A 24,684-nucleotide genomic window follows, 5' to 3' on the forward strand; every position below is an offset into this window, starting at 1 on the left:
ACCAAATAAGGTCATGGGAACGGTCATCGTTCTCATGACTTGGGCAAAGAAACAATAAATGGAACTGACCGAAAACATCATCATCTGCAACGCCAGCACCTTTCCCCATTGGCTGACCGAACCCTTCTATTCCGACTATGTGGGTATAGTGGTTTGTCATCAGGGAACGTTTCATTTCTGTGTAGATGGCACTTCATATACTACTAAAGCAGATGAAACCGTATTCCTGTCAAAGGGCATCATGCTTCAAGTGACAGAAAGTTCTTCCGATTTACAGTTCACTTTACTCTTCTACCACAGCGAAAACATACGCCCCATGTTAGGCAATACCGTAGTCACCATGCGCCTCTATGCCACCATCTATCCTAAAGCATGCCACATTATCCATACAGGTTTTGAGAATATGCTTGCTTCTTATGCCCGCATGTTGCAGGCATTGGAGCAGCAAGAAGACACCAGTCCGTATAGTGCCTACGAAGAAAAACTCCTATTGCTGGCAGTCACTTACCGACTATGCAGTATCTTCTCCATGTCGTATAAAGTTGCAGGCAAGTATATGGCACGTAAGATAGAAATCTTCGAGTCGTTGCTCAAGCTCATTGAAGACAACTACATGCGTGAACGCAGTGTGGCATTCTATGCCGATCAACTGTGTCTTACACCAAAATACTTATCTGTCATGGTGAAATCGCTATGCGGAAACACTGTTCAACAATTGCTCTTCAAAGCCATTATCCGCCGTAGCATTTTCCTTATGAAGAATACCAATATGTCGATTCAACAGATTTCCTACGAGTTGAATTTTCCCAATGCTTCCACCTTCGGCACATTCTTCAAGAAGCACACGGGACTTTCACCCAAACACTACAGAATGGCTACAGAATAAGCTGTGTAGCCCACTGATATAGCACTATATCGGTTATCTTGCTGGAAAACTCATTTCAAATGCTTGATAACACGAGCAGGATTACCCACTGCCACCACATTAGAAGGGATGTCGCTGACCACCACACTGCCCGCTCCTATCGTCACATTGTCGCCAATGGTGACACCGGGAAGAATAGTAGCACCACCACCAATCCACACACTATGGCCAATGGTGACTGGTTTTGCCCATTCACGACGTGTGTTACGCTCCTCAGGATTGGTACTGTGACAAGCGGTATAGATGCCAACATTGGGACCGATAAAACAGTCGTCGCCTATGGTTACTGGTGCTTCGTCGAGCACAGTCCAATTGAAATTGGCAAAGAAACGCTTACCCACGTGTATATTTGTACCATAATCACACCAGAACGGTTGTACAATAAAGGTATCAGTTTCACTGGTTCCCAACATCTGTTGCAGTTTTAAGTTGCGTGCCTGCAAATCGGTTGGACGTATCTGGTTGTATTCCCAACAATCGTCCTTACATTTATTCAATAGTTGTATAAGGTACGCATCACAAGCATTATACTCCTCGCCGCGCACCATTTTCTGGTATTCGACCATATTATGTTCGGTCATCATATTTTCACTTCTATATTAGGGTTCTGTCGTAGCAGTTCTTGTACAAACTCCTGACTGTTTTTGGGCGATATGATAATATCATCGAAGCGGTTGTAGAAAATACAAATGCGCTGAAGACTCAATGCTGGCGAACTAAGCATCGTACGACAAGGCGTTATCTTCAGTATCTTGTCGATAGGTACATCCCATCCGATAAACATGCCGCACCTCACCTTCAACACCCCTTCTCCAATGGTATAGTCGGTATGCAGCAACAGATCTACTAGGAGCCATGTCATCAACACCGTCACCACTACAATTATCCATTCATAGTTGGTGACTATCACCTGCCATATCAAAAAGCCGATAACACACATGAATAATATCACGAGCCAAGTATCCACTCTCGATTTATATACCTTGTTTTCTATCATTTAGCGTTGCAGTTATTCGACTGCAAAGATACATTATTTTTTCGAACTCTACACCTTTTCTATAAACAAATACAAGAGAAGTCGTAGCAAAAAGATTGTCTTTATGGAGACAACCCAGAGTTTCTCGACTTACAAAGTGTCAGCCACATACCATGAAGGGCTGCCGCATCGAGATGCAACAGCCCTGTTATCAACATATATAAAAGCGCTTAACAAAGTAGCGCAGAGACTGCCAGTGCGTCATCGCCTTCAAAGACTTTCATCTCTGTCATGGGCGAATAGTTGAAATTGGAAAAACGGAAAAGTTGAACTGCAAGGTATTCATAGTCTTGCGAACAAGCTATTTCCAAGCGGAAAGGTCCAACCGCAACAGTGGGCAACTTACCCTTTTCCACTTCGCTACGCATCGTCTTACCGTCAGTCTGAAGCAGTTGTGTGAGTCGGCCTTCCATATCTGGAGCATACTCATTGACCTTCAGATTGATTTTAGATGATGTGGGGGCGTAGGTAAGATTGGTCTTCAATCCGAGAAAACCACGACTGATATTAATACGAGAATCGTTGGAGAGAGCCTCAGCCATCTCCATGTGTTTATAATTTGCCATTGTTTTTTGATGTTAGAATGTGTTTCTTAAAATAAATAAATAATTGTGCTATAGGCCAAGAAGGCCAATAAAGAAACACACTGCTAACGCAGAATCCGCCTCAGTGCAATGATATAATACTGGCACGAGACGGCACTCTGATGGGGTGACACCTCTTGGCGACGACGCCCATCATAGTGATCATGTATAAGAATGATTGGGGTTTTCAGCGAAACGGCTACTAATCGCTGGCCTGTAGGACGCCCACCGCCCATGGTGGGCAAGCGCAACAAGCGTGGCGTAGCAATACGATAGCCATCATAAACATCTGTCAACAGTGCCTCACCCAAAGGTTGATGTTTGCTATCATTATCATAGATCTGGTCGGAAACAGGCACCGATTCGTTACATCTTTCCACGGCAAAAACCTCCTGCTGCTGACCAAAAGTCATCAGCAGAAGCAACAATACAAAGTGGAAAAGACGCTGTTTCATAACTGCAAAATTAAACATTCTGCGCGAAAAAACGGCATATAAATCCATTTTTTACATGTTTCTTAATATTTTAAATAATATATGGATATTTTTTGTTAGATTGTAAGCAATCTTATATATATTGCTTACAATTCGTTTGCAAGCTTTCATTTGTAGATAGAAAACCACCGCTTATCCTATCATATTGCTATCTTATTTTGTAATTTTGCAAGCAGAACGAAAGTTTAAATAGAGGATAATATGACAAAGTGTAAGCAAACCAACAAACAACAAGGGCTTTATCAACATGATTATGAACATGATGCCTGCGGTGTGGGCATGGTGGTCAACATCCATGGCAATAAGAGTCACGAATTAGTAGATAATGCTTTACGAGTGCTGGAAAATATGCAGCACCGCGGTGCAGAGGGCGCTGACAAGAAAACCGGCGATGGTGCAGGTATCATGTTGCAGATTCCCCACGAGTTTATACTGCTTCAAGGCATTCCTGTACCTGAAAAAGGAAAGTACGGAACAGGTTTGATTTTCCTTCCAAAAGACAAGGAACGCCAACAAGAGATACTCTCTATTATGATAGAAGAAATAGAGCGCGAGGGGTTGCAGTTAATGCATCTGCGTAACGTGCCCGTCAATCCCGAATGTTTGGGACAGGCAGCACTGGGCAATGAACCCGACATCAAGCAGGTTTTCGTTACTGGAGTTGCCGACGACAGCGTTGCCGACTTTCCACGCACACTCTATGTCATCCGCAAAAAGATAGAACATCGCGTCAGCGATGAAGACTTCTATATCTGTTCGCTAAGCAACACAAACATCATTTACAAGGGAATGCTCACCAGCAAACAGCTGCGTGAGTATTTTCCCGATCTTTCAAATCCCTATTTCACCAGTGGTCTGGCACTTGTACACTCACGTTTCAGTACCAACACCTTCCCCACTTGGTCGCTCGCACAACCTTTCCGACTGTTGGCACACAATGGTGAAATAAACACCATACGCGGCAACCGTGGATGGATGCAGGCACGCGAAAGCGTATTGTTGAAAGAGGATTCACCACTTACTCCAGCAATCTCGCCCATCGTACAGCCGGGTATGAGCGACTCGGCATCACTTGATAATGTATTAGAATTCTTTGTGATGAGTGGTCTGTCATTGCCTCATGCCATGAGTATTCTTGTGCCTGAATCGTTCAACGACAAGAACCCAATATCCGAAGATCTTAAGGCTTTCTATGAATACCACTCTATTCTGATGGAGCCATGGGACGGTCCCGCAGCTCTACTTTTTAGCGATGGGCGCTTTGCCGGTGGTATGCTCGACCGCAATGGCCTACGTCCTGCACGCTATACCATTACTAAAAACGATACGATGGTAGTAGCTTCTGAGGCAGGAGTAATCGATTTCAATCCTACGGAAGTGGCTGAAAAAGGTCGCTTGCAACCAGGTAAAATCTTGCTCATCGATACCCAAGAGGGCAAAATCTACTATGATGGAGAAATCAAGGAACAGCTCGCCAAGGAGCATCCCTATCGCCAATGGCTTTCTACCAACCGTATCCAGTTGGAGAAACTCAAGAGCGGTCGCCATATAGCCAACAGCGTAGATAACCTTTTGCAAAAAGAAGTGATGTTCGGTTATGGCGAGGAAGATGTCGATGGCACCATCGCACCGATGGCAGTCAATGGTGTTGAGCCTACCGCTGCCATGGGTAACGACACACCATTGGCGGTGTTGAGCAATCGTCCACAAACGTTCTTCAACTATTTCCGTCAGCAGTTTGCCCAAGTCACAAACCCTGCTATCGACTCTATCCGCGAATCACTTGTCATGTCGCTCACGGAGTATATCGGTCGTGTAGGCGCTGGCATCCTCACTCCAGACGAGAGCAATTGTAAGATGGTGCGTCTCCCCCACCCCATTTTGAATAACACTCAGCTCGATATACTCTGCAATATTCGCTATAAAGGATTCAACACCGTGAAGCTTCCCATGCTCTTTGAATGTAAAAAGGGTGAAGATGGACTCCGCGATGCACTATCGAAACTCTGCCACGATGCAGAACAGTCGGTTGATGCAGGCTACAACTACATTATCTTATCAGACCGTGAAGTAGATCAAGACCACGCTGCCATCCCATCATTACTCGCAGTCAGCGCCGTCCACCATTATCTCATCAGCGTTGGAAAGCGTGTGCAAACCGCCCTTATCGTTGAAAGTGGCGAGATTCGTGAAACGATGCATGCTGCTCTGCTCTTAGGCTATGGCGCCTCAGCGCTGTGTCCTTATATGACGTTTGCCATACTCGACGACCTCGTCAAGCGCCACAAGATACAGGAAGACTATACTACAGCCGAGGCCAATTATATCAAGGCTGTCAAGAAAGGACTGTTTAAAATTATGGCTAAGATGGGTATTTCTACCATCCGTAGCTATCGCGGTGCTAAGATATTCGAGAGCATCGGACTCAACGAGAGTCTCTTGAAGGCATATTTCGGCACAGAGGTGAGCACCATTGGTGGTATCGGTTTGGAACGTATCGCACGCGATGCTATCATACTACACGACAAGGCTTTCGCCACCGGAAACGATGCAGAAACAGCAGCCGAGGCTTTCTTGCCCAATTTAGGACAGTTCCATTGGCGCAAAGACGGTATCCGTCATGCATGGAATCCAGAAACTATTGCCACCTTGCAACTTGCTACTCGCACAGGCAACTATGATAAATTCAAGGAATATACACACTTGGTGGATGACAAAGCAGACCCCATCTTCATCCGCGACTTCCTTGGTTTCAAGAAGAATCCTATCCCTCTTGAAGAGGTAGAACCCGTAGAAAGCATTGTCAAGCACTTTGTTTCAGGTGCAATGTCATTTGGCGCACTGTCGAAAGAAGCACACGAAGCCATTTGTCTGGCTATGAATCTGCTGGGAACAAGAAGTAATACTGGTGAGGGCGGTGAAGACTCTGAACGTTTTCACAGTACCGTTGACGGCATCTCTCTATCTTCTAAAACCAAGCAGGTGGCCAGTGGTAGATTCGGTGTCACAACTGAATATCTTGTCAATGCAGAAGAAATTCAAATCAAAGTAGCACAGGGTGCAAAACCTGGCGAAGGTGGTCAGTTGCCCGGATTCAAGGTCAATGAGGTCATTGCAAAGACACGTCACAGCATTCCGGGTATCAGTCTTATCTCTCCGCCACCACACCACGACATCTACTCTATCGAAGATTTGGCTCAACTCATCTTTGATTTGAAACACGTAAACCCTCGCGCTGCCATCAGCGTCAAACTCGTTGCAGAGAGTGGTGTAGGCACTATTGCTGCCGGTGTGGCAAAGGCAAAAGCCGACCTCATAGTTATCAGCGGTGCTGAAGGCGGCACAGGCGCATCACCTGCCAGCAGTATGCGCTTTGCAGGAATATCGCCTGAAATCGGACTGAGCGAAACTCAGCAGACCTTGGTAAAGAATGGATTACGCGGACAGGTACGCCTCCAAGTTGACGGACAAATCAAAACCGGACGCGATGTCATACTCATGGCACTGATGGGTGCCGAGGAGTTTGGTTTCGGCACATCCGTACTTATCGTATTAGGATGTATGATGATGCGCAAATGTAACCTCAACACCTGTCCTATGGGTGTTGCCACACAGAATCCGGAACTGCGTAAGCACTTCATCGGACGCTACGAATATCTCGTCAACTACTTCACTTTCCTTGCAAGAGAAGTACGCGAATATTTGGCTGAAATGGGTTTCCGTCGCCTTAACGATATCGTGGGACATACAGAACTTGCCGTGGTAAAGGATACAGAGACAACAACAGACCACAAACCTGTGCTCGATTTCACACGTCTGCTCTTTAAAGAGGGTGACAGTAAGACAGCACTCTGCCATATCCCAACCAGCGAAATGCACACTGACACTACTTCGCTCGATGCACAGATGATACGCGGTGCAGAGCCAGCCATAGAGCGTCAGGAAGAAGTCAATCTTGACTTTGCCATCAGAAATACCGACCGAGCCGTTGGCGCAACACTTGCAGGAACCATTGCCCTCCGCTATGGACAGCAAGGATTACCCGACCAAACCATCAATGTGAAGTTCAAAGGATCTGCTGGTCAGTCATTTGGTGCATTCCTCAACAAGGGTATTTCATTCAAACTGGAAGGCGAAACCAACGACTACTTCGCAAAGGGACTATCAGGCGGACGTATTGCCATACTGCCTCCAGTACGATCTAACTTCAATGCAGAAGATAATATCATTGCAGGAAATACCGGACTTTATGGTGCTACAAGCGGCGAACTCTATATCAATGGTAAGGTTGGCGAACGTTTCGGAGTAAGAAACTCAGGAGCTATAGCCGTTATAGAAGGTGCTGGCGACCACTGTTGCGAATATATGACAGGCGGACGCGTCGTCGTTTTAGGCCAGACAGGACGCAATTTTGCTGCAGGAATGTCGGGCGGTGTTGCTTACGTATGGGATAAAAACCATAACTTCGACTATTTCTGCAATATGGATATGGTAGAAATCAACCTTGTAGAAGAAGCACAGTACCGCAAGGAACTACACGAACTCATCAGACAACACTATCTGTACACCGGTTCAAAACTGGCACGTACCATGCTCGATGACTGGCAGCGTTACGTAGAGGACTTCATTCAAGTAGTTCCTATCGAATACAAACGCGTGCTGCAAGAAGAACAAATGAACAAACTCAGACAGAAAATCGCTGATATGCAAAGAGACTATTAAGCATTGAAGCACAGAAAGACAATAGACAACTATGGGAAATCCAAAAGCATTCTTAGAGATACACCGGCAAGAAGCTGGCTATCGTCCAATACATGACCGTATCCACGACTTCGGTGAAGTGGAGCAAACGCTCAATACCAAGGAACGCAAAGCACAGGCATCACGCTGCATGGACTGTGGTGTTCCATTCTGCCACTGGGCTTGTCCGCTGGGCAACAAACCACCCGAATGGAACGATGCTTTGTATCGTGGAGACTGGGAACTTGCCTATCGGCTACTCAATGCCACCAATCCGTTCCCTGAATTCACAGGACGCATCTGCCCAGCATTGTGCGAGAAAGCGTGCATTCTCAATTTGATAGAACACGAACCCACTACCAACCGAGAAGATGAAGCCTCTATCACAGAAGCCGCATTCCGTGAGGGTTATGTTATTACCCACCATCCCAAGCGCAACGGCAAACGCGTGGCTGTCATCGGAGCAGGTCCTGCCGGCCTCGCAGCAGCTAATGATTTGAATCTAAAGGGTTATGAGGTGACCGTCTATGACCGTCACGAAGCTGCCGGAGGTCTGTTGCGTTATGGTATTCCCAACTTCAAACTCAACAAGGCCATTATAGACCGACGCATGAAAGTGTTGTATGATGAAGGTATTAAGTTTGTATTTGAAGCCGATATCGACCTACAGCATCTGTCACTCGCCAACGAGTTTGATGCCGTAGTGATTGCCACCGGTACACCAACAGCACGCGATTTGAAGATTCCCGGACGCGAACTCAAGGGAGTTCACTTTGCACTCGACATTCTCTCACAACAGAATAGAATACTCGATGGTATAGAGTTTAAGAAAGACGAAATCGTCACCGCTAAGGGTAAAGACGTGCTCGTCATTGGTGGCGGTGACACCGGTAGCGACTGTATTGGTACAGCCCACCGTCAGGGTTGTAAGAGCGTGACACAGATAGAAATCATGCCTAAGCCACCTGTAGGACCAGAAGATCCTAAGAATCCATGGCCTGCATACCCCAGAACTCTCAAAACTACGAGTAGCCACGAGGAAGGATGCACCCGTCGCTGGAATATCAATTCACTTGAATTCATAGGCAAGGACGGTAAACTGACTGGTGTACGCGTGCAAGAAATAGATTGGAAACCCAATCCAGAGGGCGGTCGTCCACTCATGGTGGAAAAGGGGAAACCAGAGATTATCAAAGCCGAACTGGTATTACTCGCTATGGGATTCCTCAAGCCCGAACATCCACAGTATCCCAAGAATGTTTTCGTTTGCGGCGATGCTGCCAATGGCGCCAGTCTTGTGGTACGTGCATTAGCAAGCGGCAAACAGACTGCCGCCAAGGTGGATGACTTCCTCAAGAAATAACATCACAAACAATACAAACACAAAAACCATTGCGTGCAGACCGAATTCATTCGTGTCTGCACGCTTTCATTTGCTATTTACGCTTGATAAGCATCATCGCCACGATAGGAGCACCTACCAGTGCTGCCACACTATTGACGGGCAGAGCGCCTTCAAAACCGGGCAATCGCGACAACAAACAGCATATCAACGTAAGCATAATACCAGAAAACAAGGTGGCAGGCATTAACCATCGATGGTCTGAGGTGCGAAACAAAACACGCGCCAGATGGGGTACAGCCAATCCAATAAACATGATAGGACCGCAATAGGCAGTCACTACAGCAGCAAGCAAACCCGAAGAAACGATAATCAAGGTGCGTGAGCGACGGATATCAAGTCCTAAATTTCGTGCATAATTATCTCCCAATAGCAACATGTTCATCGACTTGATGAGCAGCATACTCATAGGCAACAACACCGCCATCATAACGGTAAAGACCATAAGTTGTGTGCCACTGGTGCGTGTGAAGCATCCCAATCCCCACACCACATACGCCTTGACATCCTCTTCAGCACTGAAAAATTTCAGAATGCCTATTATAGATGTGGCAAGATAACCAGTCATCACACCGATAAGTAGCAACGTAACATTTCCCTGTACGTATCTTGCCACAAATATGATGAGTGCTAATACGAGCAATGAACCAGCCATAGCGGCAATAGTCATAGCTACATCGCCCACATAACCCAATCTACTCAATGCCACACCACCAATGGAACTGCTCAACAGCACAACGAATGCCACACCAAGCGAAGCACCGTTAGACACACCAAGCACCGACGGTCCTGCCAAAGGATTGTGGAAAACGGTCTGCATCTGAAGTCCACTCACCGCCAGACCTGCGCCTGCCAAGAGCGCCGTAAGCGTCTGTGGAAATCGTGAGTTCCATATAATATTACTCCAGATGGTAACCTCCGTGGCGTCATATCCCGTAGTATCGAGTCCAAGGAGTATGTCTGTCACGGCACGCAAAGGTATCGTTACCGTTCCGATAAGGATGTTGAACAGGAAAAGGACGGCCACTCCCACAAGAGTGAAAGCCATCATGATGGCAGGACGATGTTTCACTTGTATAGCTATATTATTGTTTCAACAGATGATAGAATGTCGGTTTGTAATCCTTCGGCATGAGTTCGGGATGGAAAATGGCAACGAAATCAGCCAAAACCTTATCAGGACAGACAGGAGAAATCTCGTAATACGGTTGGCGTTTCATATTGCAATAGATCACGTGGCGGTCATTATAAGCCTTAAAGAGCTTATTACGAGGTTCCGATTTAGCAAGCGCTTCATAGGAAAAGTCACCCGGAAAACTATTCAGAATACGCCAATAGTCGGCTTGCGCAGCCTTGACATACATCGCTTCGAAGTCGATGGGCTCACCTCCGGTATTATCGTCTTGGATAACATAGTCTGCACCTGCATCACGGAAGATCTGTGCCAGATAGTTCTTTCCGCCTACAGCATGCCAGTTACCACCGTGCATTTCACCGCTAAACACAGTAGGACGTTTGCCATTAGCCTTTGCCACTTTCTCCTTCAACGCCTCATAGCGGTCGGCAATCTCCTGAAAAACAGTATTTGCTTCACGCTCCCTGCCTACGAAAAGAGCCACAAACTTAATCCATTCAGCCTGTCCCAACGGGTCGAGTTCCTTAAAGCCGAGATGTGGCACAAGCGTCACACCAGTCTCCTTGATGGCATCATAACCACCTCGTTTGAATGGCGATATGAAAATCACATCAGGTTTGGCAGCCATCACCAGTTCGGGATCAAAGTTGCCTTCCATACCTATTTTCACAATATCACCAGCTTTGACACGAGCCTTGATCTGCTTATCAAAGAGATTTTTTGTACCCGTAATACCCTTCACCACTTGCGTAGCGTCAAGGACAGTAAAGTTTGAAAGTTGCAACATGGTCATCAGTACGACACTACGCACAGGTACCTCTATCTTAGTATATCCGTCAGGAATCTCATCAGTGGCACCTCTGTTGACAAGTGCAAAACGATAGGTCATACCTTTTCCTTTCTGTGGGTCCTTCACTTCCACTAATCGGATGCCGTTACCGGGATATTCCACATGGAATCCCTTGGCATATTTTGGCTGTACTATACTCAGACTGTCGGTAGCTTTTGACAGTTCGGCAGACTGCCCATCTTGTTGTTTTTTATTGCCTGTACACCCCACTGTTACAGCAAGGAAAGCGATGAAAAGATAAATGTAGAACTTCTTCATGTTCGTCAGTTATTATGTTTGTTTTGTTATTCTTCATTCAATATAATGATCTCCAACTGTCCATTGGGCAACAACGGATGACACACCCGATAGCAATAACCAGTCAACACATCGATAAAAGCCTGTTGGCGGTCGGCGGGCACGATAGTCCATAGTTCACGTGCCAGGGTCATTTGCAGCGCCCTACGGCACACATTCTCATCACATCCAGCCTCTGCCAGCATCTTAGCAATGAAGTCTTTGTCCATCGTACAACGCTTGCTATGGGTATCCAGATGTCCGGCTGCCAATTTCACCGCCTTGCCCATCATCATCACCAAACATACTTGCGCAAACTGCAATTGTTGCGCAATCTTCAAGGTATCGCCGATATAGTTGCCATACTCCACAAAACACTGTGCTGGCAATGTTGGAAAGCGGTTGCGAACCATTCTTTCGCTTTTCGCACCGCTATTGATAACAACCGTATCAAAACCTGCAGCCTTTGCCACTGTCATACATTTGCGGATGCTATCAACGAAGGCTTGCTCTGAAAAAGGTTTGATAATGCCCGACACACCAACGATACTGATACCGCCCTCAATGCCTAATCGTGGATTAAACGTATGTTGTGCGAGTTCTTCACCTCCCACTACAGACAGCGTCACACATACCGATTCCTCATGAAGATTACGGTGTATCATCTGTCGCGGCACCTTGTTGATGGCAGCTTCACCTGGTGGATAATCAAAACCAGGAAGTGTGAAACGACCGATACCCTCACCACCTTTGATGGAAAGCGGCTGTCCTGTACAGGTCACCGCAGCACGTATTTCCGCTCCTTTGGTAATATCAGGGTCGTCACCACTTGGTTTGATCACATACGCATACCCCATGCCATAACCCACCGCCACAGGTATTGTCTCACCGTTGGGCAGCATGACATCGACCGTATCGGTTTGTTGTTTGCCCATCAACTGACGATAGGCAGCCACAGCAGCAGCGGTAGCACAAGTGCCCGTAGTCAGCCCGCTATGTAGCGGAAAGAACTCAGGCAACAGTTTTTCTACCATCAATCGCAGTCCATGTTCACCGTTTACACTCTGAAACGACTGCGGCATAGCTGGTCTGCGGATAGCAATCATCTTCATATTGCGCCGTCTGGCTTCATCCACCTTTTGTTGGAAACCACCCGAAAGTCCGCTCTCCTTCAGTATCATGACATCTGCATGGAGTTGATTCTCCTGTCCGTATCGGATGAGTTGATCCATGCTCACACCACAAGCCAAAGCCTTGATCAGGCTCGATGGTCGGTCCAGAATATGATAATACATCTTGATGCCATGGTTTTCCAATACTTTCAACCGGGCAATACTCTGTACCCCCGTAGTGGCTTCCACTATCGTTCCAGGTTGTTTGCTCAATAGTTGTACCACGTCGTCATAGGAATCCACCCATGTGATGTCCGTATCACGTGGAGGAAAGATGCGTTCAAACCTGATGACGGGCAACCGCAATTGATTTGCCACCCTTGCCACCGTATAGTGCAGTATGGTGGCAAAAGGATGGGCAGCATCCACCAGCAGACGTATCTGCTTCTGTTGACAAAACGCCAACATAGCCTCTTCTGTCATGGCACCTTGTATGGCAATGCCATGACAAAGTTCCACTTCCTGCTCTCCCGTCTTCGTGGAATAGTAGAAAATGTTACCAGCCTCTTCCAGTTCGGCAACGGCTTTTCGTCCTTCTGTGGTACCTCCCAATACCAGTATCATTCCTTTGTAGCTTTTCTAAAAAGATGTGTAAAATGGCTGCTGTATAGTTCCGACAATCCATGTCGATTATCGATAGCCTCTCCCACAACAATCATGGTGGTCAATGTCAAATGGTTATCTTTGACAATAGCAGATAGCTGATCGAGCCTGCCGCGGTAGATATGCTGGTCAGGCCACGTCAGATGGTAGCATGCAGCAACGGGTGTATGGGGCGGATACTCCTGCAACAACTGCCGTTGCACATCATCCACAATAGCTGCACTGAGGAAGATGCACATCGTACTTTGACTTCGTGCGAGGAGATGCAGTTTTTCCTTTTCAGGCATAGGCGTACGCCCTTCACCGCGTGTAAGTATTATCGTTTGGCAACGCTCAGGTATGGTAAACTGCGAGCGCAACTCTGCTGCAGCCGCCAAGAACGATGATATGCCCGGTGTGATATGATAACTGATGGCATTGTCATCAAAGAATGCCATTTGTTCCTGTATAGCTCCAAAGATACAAGGGTCTCCCGTATGGAGTCTCACCACTAAGAGTCCACGGTCGGTAAACGATTTCATCAGTTCGCATTGCTCTTCCAATGCCATCGAAGCACTACTTCTCACCACAGCCCCATCCTTCGCACAGAGCGTGAGTTCGCGCGGTACAAGACTGCCAGCATATAATATAAGGTCTGCTGTCTCTAAGAAACGGCGTCCGCGCACAGATACCAAATCAGGATCACCGGGGCCTGCCCCAACTATTTCCACGTGTCCACGACGTTCATAGCGAGGTTCGACAGCCATGGCAAGTGTCCAGTGTGTACCCTTCTGCTTGGTCATCAACAAGTCGTTGGTGGCTGCTCCCAACATAGCCGCAGCTTCACAAACGCTCTTAGTGCCTACGTGGTTTTCCACCACTGCGCTGGGTGTGGGCACCTCCTTGGTATTGAGTTCGTCGGCAGTCAATAGTTGCACAGGCGCTTCTTCCTGTAGTTTTCGTATGATAGGTTCGTCAGCTTTCACATCAATAGTATGCCAAGCGACAATTGCCTGCTGCATGATGCGATGATCACTGATACACTTGCAGATGCTTTGCAAGTGAGTGATGGGCGCTTGATGTGCCAGTCCGATGCCGGCATGCAGGCACTTAGGCGAATACCACACGGTCGGCAATTGAGTTTCGGGCATTACAGGCCCCACCACCAAAAGTAGTTTATAGCGTTCCATGTCGATGTCTTCCGCATGATAGAACACGCTGACGTGTGGCAAACAATGGCTTTCCATCCAGTCAGTACCCTTGTCTCTTGTTTCCAACAACAATGCGGTAGGCTGTTGGGCAACAAACAGAGCAATCTGTTGATTGATGTGTGTATCAGCCATGACCCATCCAAAGCGTTGCGCCAATATGTCGAGAGGCCACAAATCATTTAAGTCACTCTGCGTAGTGATGACAGCTTCTGCCCCTATGATATGTGCAATATGCCGGGTGAGTTCGTTGGCACCACCCACATGTCCTGATGCCACGGCAATGGCATGGCGTCCGCAGGTATCTACACAAACCACTGCAGGATCAGTATGCTTGTCTTCCAAGAGCGGTGCTATCGTACGTACACAGATGCCCAGCGCGGCAATAAATACAAAAGCCTCGTAGTATTTCCAGCTTTTTTCCACGTCTTTTACCGACAAGATATCGGCATCGGTCTCTCTGGCCATCGTTTCTGCCAGCATCCGCTGATCTTCCGAAAGGATAATTATTGCTTGATGCATTTCCTTATTGTTATAGGGTTATAATCGTTAAGTGTCAGGTGTAATGGCGTTTGTGGTGTGAGCGGAAGGCTCTGACAGGCTTCTTCAAAGAGTCTGTTGCTCTCTTCCGTCACACAGTTCATCACCATACAGCCTCCCGATGGCAACACTTCACAGAGTTTTGCCATCATTTCTTTGAGTTTTCCGCCATGTCCTCCGATAAACACACTGGTAGGTTTGGGCAACGTATCAAGATGCTGCAGCATGAAATCGCCTATGACAGTCTGTATGCCTGGAGTACCAAATCGGCGCGTATTCTCGCGCATGAGCGCCTCCCCCTCCTTTCTTATTTCAAATGCCACAATATCTATTGTGGGATAGAGCCGTTTGGCTTCTATCGATATGCTACCAGTACAGAATCCCACATCCCACAGCACACTATCGGCATGGAGTCCCAGCTGTTGGATGCTCAACAGTCGGAAGGGCATCTTGGTAATCATCTTGGGTCTGCCATCAAGTATGGAGAAATCCTCGTCGGGTATTCCCATGGGAACATTTTCACGGAATTCTTTCTGCAACAGTATGCAGCAGTTTGGTTGGGCAAAAGAGAGCGATGCCGCCTGTTCAATACTGATTTGACAGATATGCTCCGTCTGTGGGTTTCCCAAGTGTTCGCCAATGGCTATTTCGTAGTTGTCATAACCATAGTCCAGCAAGTGCTGTGCAATGGTAGCCGGCGTATGGTGACGGTCTGTGAGACATCCTATCTTCTGTTTTCCAGTTATCAGTGCCGCATCGAGGGCATTCCATGGTCTTCCTGTGAGCGATACAAGCGTCATGTCGTGATAGGGCAAAACGAGTCGATGTGCCAACATTTGGAGGGAATGAAACGTGGGTACGACGCGGATTGGAGCCTCAGGAAACTGTCTTTTCAACGTTGTTGCAAAACCATAGAATAATGGATCGCCAGATGCAAACACCACGATGTGTCCCTCACATGCCATATATTGCCTGAACACATCCGCAAGCGGAACGGTGATATCTATCCACTGTGCACCATGTGGCAACCGTTCCGCCATGATTTCATGATGTCGGCTTCCACCCGAAAACACCGTCGATATAGCGATAAGCTGTTCCACTTCTGAAGGAAATACTGGATTGGGATGGTCGTTGATACCTATGACTGTAAACTGTAACATCATCGATTGTGTTTTATTATAAATCTCTTCCCGGCACGAGTTGAATGGCGTCGTCGAGTGTCATGATGGCATTACAAAGTGTTGCAGCAATATTACTGCCACCCTTGCGCCCTTCAACAATGACCTTGGGAACGTCAGCAAAACTCTTCACCATATACTTAGACTCCTTCACATGTACGAATCCAACAGGTGCAGCCACGATACCTTGCGGTCGTGCTTTACCCTTACGCATCAGTTCGCAAAGTTCGATAAGTGCTGTAGGTGCGTTGCCAAAGGCAAATAGTGCATCGGGATGTTCCTCCACAGCCAGTCGTATGCCAGCCTGTGTCCGTGTGATATGCTGTTGGGCTGCCATCTGTTCCACTCTTGAATCGTGTAGATAGCACTTCACTTCCAGTCCTAACCGTTGCAAAGCACCCTTGCGTATGCCGCTCTCCACCATGGTGACATCGGTCACGATGGTCTTGAGCTTTCCTTGTCTGATACGCTCAAAGATGCACTCCGCAGCGCCCTGATCTGTATAGAGCACATTCTCCATATCGAAATCGGCAGTGGTATGGATGGCATGTAGCAATAGCCAACGATGGTCGGTGGGATAGTCTTTGCGGTGCAGCTCTGATAGAATAGTGTGAAAACTCTCGGTCATAATACCCGCACCTATCGACTTTTCACTCTCTTTCTGACCATATTTCTGTATATAGCCACGCGGTGTTATCATCTTGTCGGCAAAGGCAAAGGTCTGCGAATTACCTATGATGACGATGGTCAGCATATCGATATCATCCGGATTGAGCTTTCCGAGCGTGGTAAGCACTACCGTTTCGTCTTCACGCCCAGCCTGCCTGACATAGCCGACGGGGGTTTCTGGACTTCTGCCCGCGTTGAGGAATATCTCCTTGAGACGTCCCAACTGCCAATAGCGCTCGTTGGAACGTGGGTTATAGACGGCAGTCACAAAGTCTGCCTGTGCTGCCGCAGTGATGCGACGCTCTATAAGATTCCATGGAGTCATCAGGTCAGAGAGTGAAATCACACAGAAGTCGTGACTGACAGGAGCGCCCAACAAGGCGCCTGCCTTCTGAAAAGCGGATATGCCCGGATGCACGATAACCTCTACATCCGACTGACTTTTCGCCTTCATCTCCCATATCAGCGATGCCATGCCATAGATGCCGGCATCGCCCGACGACATGACAATCACCTGATGGCCCAGTTCTGCCAGTTGAAAAGCTATTTTCGCACGCTCATACTCACGCTTCATTCCAGTGTCGATACACTGTGCGGTATCGGGCAGCAAGGGTTTTATAAACTGGAAATAGAACTTATATCCCACCACGACATCGGCTTGTGCGAGGGTTTCTCGCACAGCCATTGTCATGTCGTCCATACTTCCCGGACCTATTCCTACAACGATGATTTGTTTCATAACTTAATTTTTAATCCAGCTACCAACATACGTCCTGGTGAATAGAGTGCATAGCGTCGCAGGCTGCTGTCTATTCGGTTGTCCGTCTTGTTGAATATGTTGTCTATACCCAAACTGGGCTCTACGGTCAGATGGCGAGCCAGCGAGAAGGTGTGTGTGGTATTGATATTCCACACCCCATAGCCCGGTGCATCCTCGTAAGCCGCATAATAGGTTTTCGATTGTAGTCTGCCATTGACATTAGCCGACAAGCGGTAGATGCCCCAAGCGCGGCTATAACTTGCCGATAGCGTAAGTGCATTCTTGATACTGCGGTCGAGAATCTGCCATTCGTCGCCCGATTTCGAGCGTGCATAGGTATAGGCATAGTTCACATTGAAGTTGAATCCATCGACAGGATTAGCGTAGATGTTGACCTGTAGTCCTTTCACATCACCCTTGTCGCTATTGACATAGTGTGCATAAGACGTCATTTTGTTGGCTTGTTCATCTGTCATTTCAGGAAATTCAGCCTTCAGCATCTCACGCAATGGGTCAGTGAGCTTGATATTATCCTTGATAATCATGTCGTTGATGCGGTTGATATAACCCATGACCGACAGCGAGAAGCGGCTAACGCGATATTCTGCTCCCAGCGATACATAGTGGCTGGCTTCCGATTTCAAGTTTTTGTTGCCAAACGACACCTGTGGTTTTCCGCGATTGACAGAGAAGTAACGGTAATAGAGTTCGTCGAGTCCGGGAGCTCTGAATCCGTTGCTATAGGTTGCTCTGAGTCGTATAGGTCCGTTGCTAAACATCAGTGCCACCTTTGGTGTCAGTCTGCTACCAAACTCCTTATGGTAGGTATAGCGTGCACCAACGGTAGCTTTGAGGTGTAGTGGCAATGCCATTTCGTGCTGTCCATAGCCAGAAAGGGTATAGGCATTATTGTCTATGTTTCCTGATGTAGTCACCAACATATCGTTGCGCCAATCAACACCGAAGATGGTTGTAGAGTTTTGGGTGAGTCCGAGTATGGCTTTCACCTCGCCATCCATGGTGCGTTGCTTCTTCGACTGCACATAATCGCCCACCTTGTAGGTTTTGGTTTCTACGTCATACTCCTTTCCATAGCGGTAACGATCTACTGTAAAATCCGTCTGAATGGAGTTTCTTGAGTTCCATTTGTATATTCCTCCCACATTCCAGCGCAGCGATTTATAGCGCATTTCATAGTCGAGACCACCGGTGATGTCGGGGTTTGTATTGGGACGGTCAGTCTTTTTATATCCATACTCCATACCCGCATTGAATGCCAGTTGCTTGGTTGTCTGCCAAGTGAAGCGCTGACTGACCAGATTGTTTCTATATCCAGTAAACAAGGGCGACAGCGATTGCTGTGTTTTGTCCTCTTCTCCCTTCACATATTCCAGTGGGTTGATGCGATAACTGTCTGCCCTATCGTGTGAAAAGGAGGTGTATGATCCGAATCCATGGCTATAGATATCTACATTGACCTGCTCGGTAAACTGTCCTTTCCCACTTACCCGCGAGTTGGAAGTGGCACTGACAAGATTGCCTGTAGGTTGGTCTGTGATGATATTGATTACTCCTGCGATGGCATCGCTGCCGTACAGTGAACTTGCCGCACCGTCGAGTACCTCTATACGCTTCACTCTTGCCATGTTGATGCGATTGAGATCTGCGTTGTTGGAGATGTCTCCACTGAGTTTATGTCCATTGATGAGGATGAGAATGTACTTTCCTCCGAGTCCGTTCAAACGGAGTTGCGACCCCATGGCATTAGGTGCCATGGAGAGTTGCGGCATGGTATGTGTGAGCGCATCAGCAAATGTAGTGATGCCTTGCTCTTTGATTTCCTTCGCCGAGAGTACGTGCACCGGTGTAGCAGTGACTCCCAAACGCTGATGATGCCCCGACCCCGTCACTACAACGGGATTGAGGCTCATCTGTTTGTCAGCATCTGCCGATCCGCTTTTGCTGTGGATCTGTGCCGATGCAACTATTGCGTTTACTGATAAGGCGAAGATAACGAGTAGTCTGTTGGTCTTCAAAGTTTATCAGATTTTATGTTTGTTTCTGGTTTATTCGGGGTTCTTTGAGTGATAGTAATCCACAGTTTCAGCGTTCTTGGTGTGTGCTTTATAGAGTGCGCGGACATTGGCAAACTCAAGCAGACCCTTTACAATTCCCTTGTCGTCGGTATAGCTATCGTCCTCGATGGTATATCCCATGTGTTTGAAATACATCTTCCAACTGGTGTCTTCAACCTCACCTTCGTCGTTGGTCTCAAATCCATTGTCCCAAGCATCGTCGTCACCAGCCATATCGTTGTGGGCGTGGTCACCGGCGATAGACATCAACGGAGCGCAATATACCTTACCGCTGGTGATGCCATCGTTGGCCATGCGCTGGTGAACGTGAGTTTTGAAGTTCTCCTTCATATCAACAGTTCCTACATAGTAGTTAGAGTTGTAAGCCTTCAGGGCTGTTTCCAACTGGGTGTAGCGAACATTAGCTTTGTAGGTATCGTAGGTGTCGGGGTTACCGTGACCCATGAACAACAAAGCGCCTTTCTGTGCATAAGAACTGAAGTTGTCGTTGAGTGCCTTAGCCAACTTATTCACGTCTGAAGGATATTCAGCCATCAGAGGATAGCCCAGCTTAAGGGTCATGGTGCTCAGATACTTGTCGTCGAGGTCACCGTTAGAGTTGTTAGCGAAGTCTTTCATAGCGTTGATGACACGTGTGTATTCTTCTCCGGGAATCACCTGCATAGACTGAACGATGATTTCCTTATACTGCACACGTCCGAAAGCCTCCAGCCAGTATTTTGGCTCATAGAAGTTGCGGGGCTTTACGTGTTCGCCAGCCATAGCACGGTTGATACAGATAGCTGAAGAGAACGACAGATAGACGTCGTAACCAGGGAATTCTTTCTTGTATTCCTCTACGGTAAGGTCGAAAGCATCGTATGCCTGCTGCCATGTCGAACCGAATGCAACGACGAGAATAGCCTTGTCGTTTTTCTTCTGTGACTTAACGGTAGCATCTACTTCCTGCTGGTAACGCTCCATGTTTGACAGTTGTCCGCCCTTGGAGTCATCGTCGTCGTCACCACAAGCAACGAATGTTGAGGCAGTCAGCAATGCTACGGCTGCCATCATGAGAAATTTAATCTTCTTCATTGTCTTTTTGTTTGTTATAATGTTGATTATTAAAAATGTTTCTAATCTTCTTTCCTTTCGCAAATCTGACAGTCAGCGAGGCGAAAAGCGTAGTACCCGATGTATTGGTACCGAGGTGTAATCCGTGTGGAGTTTTATCCACATAGTTGAAAATATTATCCACTCCAGCCTCTATACGGTAGGTCATGTGTTTGCTTTTTCCAAGGTCGTGGGTGGTGCTGAGACGCCATATCTGGTATCCCTTACCGTTGCCGTTGGTCTGATAGTAGCGTTTGGTTGACATCTTGCCATAGATGCCGACACCCATCTGATAGTTGGTGGCAAACTGATGGTTCCATGTAGCGAAGACGTTGGCTTTATGGTGTGCCATGCCATCGATGGTGACATTGACCATTCTGTCGTGTGTGGTGTCGTAGATATTGGCTTTGGTATCAAGGTAACTATACCCTGCCCCGATACTCAGATGGTCTGTGGTGTATCGCAGATTGACATCCACACCATAGGTTTTGGCATCTTCCATGTTGTGATAGCGACGCACTTTACTGAGCATCTCACCATACTGTTGGCGGTAAACGTCTGGTGCTTCGCTCTTGGGTATGGTTACCAAGGCTATCATATCATCCACCTTATTATAATATCCCGTAACAGATACGTTGAAATGACCTATGGTATATTCGCCGTTTAGCGAGAAGTAATTGCTGGTTTGTGCCTTCAGGTCTGGATTTCCCAAAAACAGAATGATGCCGCTCATGTCGCGTGCATACTGGTAATTGAGCTCTTTGATGGTGGGTGTCTTAAATCCCTGGCTCCACGATGCTCTAAGTCTGAAGTCGCCAAGTTTAAGCATGGTAGAGAGTTTGGGGGTAAGTTTCCATCCGAAACTCTCGTTGCGGTTGAGTCGGAGTCCGGCTGTCACCTGGAGGATGTGCAGCAGTTGGAGTTCGTCTTGCACATAGATGGCCTCGGTATTATCGTCGGCGGTGCGTCCTTTGATGCTTGCAGGAGCTTTGAGATAATCGTAGCGTGCCTCAATACCGGCGCTGAGTTTGTTGGTTGGGGTGAGTGCAAACACACCTTTTAGATTAAACATGGTGCGCTCCTGATTGCTCATCAGCAGTTTTTGTCCGGTGAAATAGGGGTAGTCGAGAATGAAGTTGCCATCTTCATCGAAGCCTTCTGCCAGTGTTGTCGAGGTGAAAGCGTGGTAATAGGCATGTTTGTTCCAACTGACATCTGCCGTGACGAGGTCACCGCGATTAGTGGTCCATTGCATGCCGGCAACGGCTGAAGCGTTCTTATACTTTAGGTCGTAGTTATAGACATCATATTTGGGATATTTGCCGCTCTTGCGGTATATACCCTTCTGATACCATGATCCTTCGGCATAGAGTTCTAATTGTTGGGTGGGATTCCATGCCAACCGCTCTGCTATCTGCCAATTGGTAAACTCGTTTGCAGTTTTGCTTTTCGAGTCGGTGACGGGTGTTGCCGAACTTGGTGTATGTTCGGTGGCGGTATTCTGCCATCCGTCGTTGTGCTGAAGTTGAAAGTTGGTGTATGATTTCCATTGTCCAAAGCGCAGGGCAATGCCGTTGTGCTGTCTCATATCGTTATGCGATCCGTAGCGTGTCTTGTTTTCAAGCATCACGCCTTCATTATGCTTACGGGTGATAATATTGATGACTCCGGCTATGGCATCGCTTCCATAGAGTGCCGACGAGGCACCCTTGACAATCTCGATACGCTCAATATTGTTGGGATCGATAAGTCCGAGGTCGTTTTGTCCGCCTACATCACCATGCAGGCGCTTACCGTCGATGAGTATTAGGATATAGGAATTGCCCAGTCCGTTCATCTGCATTTGCGATCCCATGTCGCCCTGTTCGAAGTCGAACGATGCTGACAACTGGGAGAGTATGTCTTCGATGCTGCGTCCGGCAAAGGTTTTCAGCACCTGCCGATTGATGACTTCGGTCTGTACCGGAGCATCTTTCAACAAGTGGCGCGTACCAGTTCCTGTCACCACAACCTCTTGCAGCGACTCCTTGCTCTCAATGGTTTTCTGTGCTAAAACCGGCGGACACACTACTATAGCAAGTAGCAGACCCGCAATGTTTCTGCAAGTCATAATACTTTTATAAGTCATTCTAAAATAAAATAGGAAATTGTCAACCCTTAATCCTGAGGGCGCAATGTCTTGTCTGGGCGTTTGCCTGAGATAGAACATATAAGGCAGGTCTTCTGGCTCTCCCCAGTCTGTCATACCTTCCCGAGTTGCCTCAGTGGCGTTATACTGACAAACTTGCTTCAAAGGGGGATTACAGCTGCAGGTACAGCTCCGGTCTTTCACCGGATTCCCTTGCATCATACGGCATCTGCCGTTGATTGCCTTTTCTTTCCGGGTGCAAATGTAGTCATTTTATGTTATATGGCAAAAAAATCATAGAAAAATCGGATTATTATCCTCCTTTTTTGTAATTTCGCACCCATGAAGCATACTTTCGCCCAATTTCTAATAGCGGCACCGGCATCTGGGTCGGGCAAGACCACCATTTCCATTGGTATGATGGCGGCGCTGGTGCGTCGCGGCAGGGTGGTGCAACCGTTTAAGTGCGGTCCCGACTATATCGATACAAAATATCACGGTATGGCGTGCCACCGATCGTCATACAACCTCGACCTCTTCATGGCGACAGATTCGCACGTGAAGGCTATCTACTCTGAGGCTTCGCGCGGTGCCGATATATGTGTGGTGGAGGGCATGATGGGACTTTTCGATGGCTTTCAGCGCCAGCAAGGCAGTGCGGCACATGTGGCAGCCACACTCCATTTGCCGGTAATACTGGTGGTAGATGCCAGCCATACGGGCTATTCGGTGGCACCACTGCTACAGGGTTTGGCGCGTTACGATGCCGATGTCCATGTCAAGGGTGTTATATTCAATAAGGTGGGAAGTCCACGCCACGACCTCATGCTGCGTGAGGCGGCAGAAGATGCAGGGTTGATGTGTCTGGGATGTGTACCGCGCCAGCGACAAGCGGAGGCTTCGTCGCGCTATTTGGGACTGGACTTTAGTCGTACCACGGATATGGACGAGATGGCAGACCTTGTGGAACAGCATGTGGATATAGACCGGTTGCTACTGCTGACAAGTGGCGAGAAACCGCAGGAAACTATCGACCATCACACCGATAGACCACTATCAGACTGCCACATCGTAGTGGCTCGCAACGACGATTCGTTTTCGTTTGTCTATCAGCACCATATCGATTTACTGCAACGCTTGGGCAGGGTTACCTTTTTCAATCCTGAAGACAACCAGCCGATACCGGCGGACACCACCCTACTCTATCTGCCGGGAGGCTATCCCGAACAGCATTTAGAGGCATTGCAACGCGCCCAACAAACCAGAGCGAGCATACGCCGCTATGCCATCAGTGGCGGAAAGATACTGGCGGAGTGTGGCGGCATGATGTATCTCTGCAAGAATATCGTCAGCGACGAAGGTACGTACGAGATGTGTGGCGTACTGCCCTACTCTATTGGCAGCCGAAAGAGCGACCGAAAACTATCTTTAGGCTATCGCCGCGTGACAGTTGGAGAGAAGGAATATCGCGGTCATGAGTTTCATTACTCCCAGTTTTTGCCGCCACTGCCCCGCTCCGGCGCCGATGTGTTCAACGCTCGCAATGAGCAAACGCCTTCGCCGTTTATCATCGAAGGCAATGTGGTGGCGAGCTATACCCACTTGTATTGGCAGGACGAAGTGCCGTTCTTTGGCAAATGACAATAAACCACAGTAGGACAAAAGACCTTTGTTGCCACTGCTACACAATAATCATAACGTACTGATATAATGTACGTTTCAACACTTTTCAACATACTTTCCTCAGCAAATCAATTTGTTTTCCTCAGCAAATCAATTTGTTTTCCTCAGCAAATCAATTTGTTTTCCTCAGCAAA

General features: G+C 47.6%; 17 protein-coding genes and 1 riboswitch. Of the genes, 4 read left to right on the forward strand and 13 right to left on the reverse strand.

The window, feature by feature from the left end:
* The first annotated feature begins 58 nt into the window (after positions 1–58).
* On the forward strand, positions 59–886 hold the full coding sequence (locus CIK96_RS06660; RefSeq protein ID WP_094440111.1) for an AraC family transcriptional regulator: 828 nt from the start codon (positions 59–61) through the stop codon (positions 884–886).
* A 50-nt stretch (positions 887–936) separates the two neighbouring features.
* Here CIK96_RS06660 and CIK96_RS06665 read toward each other — a convergent pair whose 3' ends face one another.
* The 4 genes from CIK96_RS06665 to CIK96_RS06680 form a co-directional block, all read right to left on the reverse strand.
* A complete protein-coding gene (locus tag CIK96_RS06665; protein WP_254046289.1) occupies positions 937–1,509 on the reverse strand; it encodes a sugar O-acetyltransferase in 573 nt (190 codons plus the stop codon).
* Positions 1,506–1,922, reverse strand: a complete 417-nt coding sequence (locus CIK96_RS06670; RefSeq protein WP_094434870.1) for a PH domain-containing protein — start codon at positions 1,920–1,922, stop codon at positions 1,506–1,508. Before CIK96_RS06670 ends, CIK96_RS06665 begins: the two co-directional genes overlap by 4 nt.
* Before the next feature lie 209 nt (positions 1,923–2,131).
* On the reverse strand, positions 2,132–2,527 hold the full coding sequence (locus CIK96_RS06675; RefSeq protein ID WP_094440112.1) for a hypothetical protein: 396 nt from the start codon (positions 2,525–2,527) through the stop codon (positions 2,132–2,134).
* Between the two features lie 83 nt (positions 2,528–2,610).
* A complete protein-coding gene (locus CIK96_RS06680; RefSeq protein ID WP_094389993.1) occupies positions 2,611–3,000 on the reverse strand; it encodes a hypothetical protein in 390 nt (129 codons plus the stop codon).
* A 240-nt stretch (positions 3,001–3,240) separates the two neighbouring features.
* Between CIK96_RS06680 and gltB the strand changes: the two genes are divergently transcribed.
* On the forward strand, positions 3,241–7,761 hold the full coding sequence (gene gltB / locus CIK96_RS06685) for a glutamate synthase large subunit (protein WP_094434874.1): 4,521 nt from the start codon (positions 3,241–3,243) through the stop codon (positions 7,759–7,761).
* A gap of 31 nt (positions 7,762–7,792) precedes the next feature.
* Positions 7,793–9,142 (forward strand): glutamate synthase subunit beta, encoded by a 1,350-nt coding sequence (locus tag CIK96_RS06690; protein ID WP_094389995.1) that lies wholly within the window; start codon positions 7,793–7,795, stop codon positions 9,140–9,142.
* 73 nt (positions 9,143–9,215) lie between these two features.
* Here the strand turns inward: CIK96_RS06690 and CIK96_RS06695 are convergent, their stop codons facing one another.
* Genes CIK96_RS06695 through CIK96_RS06735 form a run of 9 tightly spaced genes read right to left on the reverse strand, consistent with a single transcriptional unit; the run spans position 9,216 to position 22,849 of the window.
* Positions 9,216–10,253 (reverse strand): iron chelate uptake ABC transporter family permease subunit, encoded by a 1,038-nt coding sequence (locus CIK96_RS06695; protein WP_371591505.1) that lies wholly within the window; start codon positions 10,251–10,253, stop codon positions 9,216–9,218.
* Positions 10,254–10,266: 13 nt separating this feature from the next.
* Positions 10,267–11,424: an ABC transporter substrate-binding protein gene (locus CIK96_RS06700; RefSeq protein WP_094440113.1), complete on the reverse strand. Its 1,158-nt coding sequence runs from the start codon at positions 11,422–11,424 to the stop codon at positions 10,267–10,269.
* A gap of 26 nt (positions 11,425–11,450) precedes the next feature.
* Positions 11,451–13,178 carry a cobalt-precorrin-5B (C(1))-methyltransferase CbiD gene (gene cbiD / locus CIK96_RS06705; protein WP_094440114.1) on the reverse strand — a complete coding sequence of 576 codons (1,728 nt, stop codon included), beginning with the start codon at positions 13,176–13,178 and terminating at the stop codon, positions 11,451–11,453.
* Entirely contained in the window at positions 13,175–14,926 is a 1,752-nt protein-coding gene (cobM, locus tag CIK96_RS06710; protein WP_094389999.1) for a precorrin-4 C(11)-methyltransferase, read from the reverse strand. The genes cbiD and cobM overlap by 4 nt, the downstream gene beginning before the upstream one ends.
* Positions 14,911–16,107: a precorrin-6y C5,15-methyltransferase (decarboxylating) subunit CbiE gene (gene cbiE / locus CIK96_RS06715; RefSeq protein ID WP_094440115.1), complete on the reverse strand. Its 1,197-nt coding sequence runs from the start codon at positions 16,105–16,107 to the stop codon at positions 14,911–14,913. Before cbiE ends, cobM begins: the two co-directional genes overlap by 16 nt.
* A 13-nt stretch (positions 16,108–16,120) precedes the next feature.
* On the reverse strand, positions 16,121–17,530 hold the full coding sequence (gene cobJ / locus CIK96_RS06720) for a precorrin-3B C(17)-methyltransferase (RefSeq protein WP_094440116.1): 1,410 nt from the start codon (positions 17,528–17,530) through the stop codon (positions 16,121–16,123).
* A complete protein-coding gene (locus tag CIK96_RS06725) occupies positions 17,527–19,587 on the reverse strand; it encodes a TonB-dependent siderophore receptor (RefSeq protein WP_094440117.1) in 2,061 nt (686 codons plus the stop codon). The genes cobJ and CIK96_RS06725 overlap by 4 nt, the downstream gene beginning before the upstream one ends.
* 30 nt (positions 19,588–19,617) lie before the next feature.
* Entirely contained in the window at positions 19,618–20,721 is a 1,104-nt protein-coding gene (locus CIK96_RS06730; protein WP_094440118.1) for a sirohydrochlorin cobaltochelatase, read from the reverse strand.
* Positions 20,708–22,849: a TonB-dependent siderophore receptor gene (locus CIK96_RS06735; protein WP_094440119.1), complete on the reverse strand. Its 2,142-nt coding sequence runs from the start codon at positions 22,847–22,849 to the stop codon at positions 20,708–20,710. The genes CIK96_RS06730 and CIK96_RS06735 overlap by 14 nt, the downstream gene beginning before the upstream one ends.
* 85 nt (positions 22,850–22,934) lie before the next feature.
* Positions 22,935–23,129: riboswitch (cobalamin riboswitch) on the reverse strand.
* An 80-nt stretch (positions 23,130–23,209) separates the two neighbouring features.
* Between CIK96_RS06735 and CIK96_RS06740 the strand changes: the two genes are divergently transcribed.
* Entirely contained in the window at positions 23,210–24,508 is a 1,299-nt protein-coding gene (locus tag CIK96_RS06740; protein ID WP_094440120.1) for a cobyrinate a,c-diamide synthase, read from the forward strand.
* The last annotated feature ends 176 nt before the right edge of the window (positions 24,509–24,684 follow it).

It is taken from the genome of Prevotella sp. P4-98 (assembly GCF_002251405.1).
GTDB lineage: Bacteria > Bacteroidota > Bacteroidia > Bacteroidales > Bacteroidaceae > Prevotella.

What these genes read in the sequence shown, in the direction of transcription:
- CIK96_RS06680 (WP_094389993.1), bottom strand. Translation starts at nt 3,000, where the DNA reads ATGAAACAGCGTCTTTTCCACTTTGTATTGTTGCTTCTGCTGATGACT.
- CIK96_RS06735 (WP_094440119.1), bottom strand. Translation starts at nt 22,849, where the DNA reads ATGACTTGCAGAAACATTGCGGGTCTGCTACTTGCTATAGTAGTGTGT.
- gltB (WP_094434874.1), top strand. Translation starts at nt 3,241, where the DNA reads ATGACAAAGTGTAAGCAAACCAACAAACAACAAGGGCTTTATCAACAT.
- CIK96_RS06730 (WP_094440118.1), bottom strand. Translation starts at nt 20,721, where the DNA reads ATGAAGAAGATTAAATTTCTCATGATGGCAGCCGTAGCATTGCTGACT.
- cobM (WP_094389999.1), bottom strand. Translation starts at nt 14,926, where the DNA reads ATGCATCAAGCAATAATTATCCTTTCGGAAGATCAGCGGATGCTGGCA.
- CIK96_RS06660 (WP_094440111.1), top strand. Translation starts at nt 59, where the DNA reads ATGGAACTGACCGAAAACATCATCATCTGCAACGCCAGCACCTTTCCC.
- cbiE (WP_094440115.1), bottom strand. Translation starts at nt 16,107, where the DNA reads ATGATGTTACAGTTTACAGTCATAGGTATCAACGACCATCCCAATCCA.
- CIK96_RS06675 (WP_094440112.1), bottom strand. Translation starts at nt 2,527, where the DNA reads ATGGCAAATTATAAACACATGGAGATGGCTGAGGCTCTCTCCAACGAT.
- CIK96_RS06740 (WP_094440120.1), top strand. Translation starts at nt 23,210, where the DNA reads ATGAAGCATACTTTCGCCCAATTTCTAATAGCGGCACCGGCATCTGGG.
- CIK96_RS06690 (WP_094389995.1), top strand. Translation starts at nt 7,793, where the DNA reads ATGGGAAATCCAAAAGCATTCTTAGAGATACACCGGCAAGAAGCTGGC.
- CIK96_RS06670 (WP_094434870.1), bottom strand. Translation starts at nt 1,922, where the DNA reads ATGATAGAAAACAAGGTATATAAATCGAGAGTGGATACTTGGCTCGTG.
- CIK96_RS06700 (WP_094440113.1), bottom strand. Translation starts at nt 11,424, where the DNA reads ATGAAGAAGTTCTACATTTATCTTTTCATCGCTTTCCTTGCTGTAACA.
- cobJ (WP_094440116.1), bottom strand. Translation starts at nt 17,530, where the DNA reads ATGAAACAAATCATCGTTGTAGGAATAGGTCCGGGAAGTATGGACGAC.
- cbiD (WP_094440114.1), bottom strand. Translation starts at nt 13,178, where the DNA reads ATGATACTGGTATTGGGAGGTACCACAGAAGGACGAAAAGCCGTTGCC.
- CIK96_RS06665 (WP_254046289.1), bottom strand. Translation starts at nt 1,509, where the DNA reads ATGATGACCGAACATAATATGGTCGAATACCAGAAAATGGTGCGCGGC.